1 rRNA gene is annotated in these 278 nt (G+C 56.1%); it reads right to left on the reverse strand.

Features of this window, described 5'->3' with window-relative positions:
* A 23S ribosomal RNA gene (locus RF641_RS17595) occupies positions 1–278 on the reverse strand; the annotation flags it as partial.

The following is a 278-nucleotide window of genomic DNA, read 5'->3' on the forward strand; positions in this document are numbered from 1 at the left end:
GCACACAAGTGTGCTAACCGGTCCTCTTAACCTTCCAGCACCGGGCAGGAGTCAGTCCGTATACATCGTCTTGCGACTTCGCACGGACCTGTGTTTTTAGTAAACAGTCGCTTCCCCCTGGTCTCTGCGGCCCACACCCGCCTCCCCACCGCAAGGGTGGTTCACGGGGCAGGCCCCCCTTCTTCCGAAGTTACGGGGGCATTTTGCCGAGTTCCTTAACCATGATTCTCTCGATCGCCTTAGTATTCTCTACCTGATCACCTGTGTCGGTTTAGTGT

Origin of the sequence: Arthrobacter sp. 'calajunan', from assembly GCF_046940185.1 — a bacterium.
Classification (GTDB): Bacteria; Actinomycetota; Actinomycetes; order Actinomycetales; family Micrococcaceae; genus Glutamicibacter; species Glutamicibacter soli.